Source organism: Listeria floridensis FSL S10-1187 (assembly GCF_000525875.1).
GTDB classification, from domain to species: Bacteria; Bacillota; Bacilli; order Lactobacillales; family Listeriaceae; genus Listeria; species Listeria floridensis.
This window is the reverse complement of sequence record NZ_AODF01000070.1, coordinates 1-1,273: the sequence shown is the minus strand read 5'-3', so window position 1 is coordinate 1,273 and position 1,273 is coordinate 1. Positions and strand designations below refer to the sequence as shown.

The window sequence follows — 1,273 nt, the reverse complement described above, 5'->3', positions numbered from 1 at the left end:
TCGCTTTCAGGTTTGTTATAAGCAATAGATGCAAGTGCAATGTAAGGGTCGCGCCCCTCTCGAAAAGCTTTCAGCAGAAACTCGTCGCCCGCTAAGCTTGCCGCAATGCGCCCCTCCTGATTGCCAAAGTCCAACCCAACAATGACCTTGTTTTTTGGTGGCACAATGATATGGCGTGCCTCAGTCGGCAAGTTTTGGGCATTAAACCCACCACGACTGCTTAGTCGACCTGTTTTCGCTCCGTTTGCCTCGTAGTGAGGGTGAAGCCGTCCTGTGCTTGGTTCGATAAGCTCAGGCAGTACACTAATATAAGTGCTATATAGTTTGATGTTTGTTTTGTAAGCCAGATACTGTTTAACAAGTGGAAACTTATATGCTAGAGGTTTCAACATCTTTTTAGCGTCAACACTTTCTAGTTTTATACCTGTTACTTTTTCAAGAGCAGGTCGAAGCTGCAAGGGGCTATTAATGTTGATGCCACCAAGTTGTGCAGTCAAACTAGCTTCATTTTCGTCAAGCTCTTTCTTCAAACGAGTCGCATATTCTGTCGCATAGTCTTTGTTAACGACGAAGCCTGTCTGTTCTGTTTCTGCGATAGTTTCGACAAAAGGCATTTCCACTTCAAAGAAATAGTCTCGAATTGTTGGGAATCGTTCGAAGTGCTTTTCTTGAAATCGCATAAGTTTCAATGTAACATCGCCATCTTTCGCCGCATAGGCAGTCGCAACTTTTAGGTTACTCACTTCGTGAAAACCTTTTTTGCCAAACAGTTCACCGTATGTTAAAGACGGAATATTCAGGTATTTTGAAGCTAACTTTTTCAAAGCAAAACTAGGCTCATTTTCATTTAACATAACCATTGCCGGCAGTGTATCAAAGTACAATCCATTTAAAGTAATACCAAGATCATTTTTTAATATGGAAATATCGAAACCTGCGTTGTGAGCAACCTTTTTAATCGATGTTTTTTTATAATAAGGACGAAGCTTTTCTAACACGTAGTCAGCATCAAGCTGAATCTCGTCTGTAATATGCTTTACTGGAATGTAGGCATGCACATCAGCTTTCGTTGCTGTGATAACATGCCCGACAAGATAATCCCGATAAACGTTTGTCCCTGTCGTTTCCACGTCGAACACGATTAGTTCTTCTTGGTCAAGCAATTCAAGTAATTCATCTAACCGCTCTTTTGTCTGTACAAGCCAATAATTTTTAGGCATGCTGTCGACCATTTCAGCCAGAATTTCGGCTTGCTTGAGCTCTTTTTACTTTC

At 41.4% G+C, this 1,273-nt stretch carries 1 protein-coding gene; it reads right to left on the bottom strand.

Going from position 1 to position 1,273, the window contains the following annotated elements; translation table 11 throughout:
• Positions 1-1,220: DNA polymerase (locus MFLO_RS13950; protein WP_241433681.1), on the bottom strand; the 1,220-nt coding region annotated here is incomplete at its 3' end.
• Positions 1,221-1,273 lie beyond the last annotated feature (53 nt).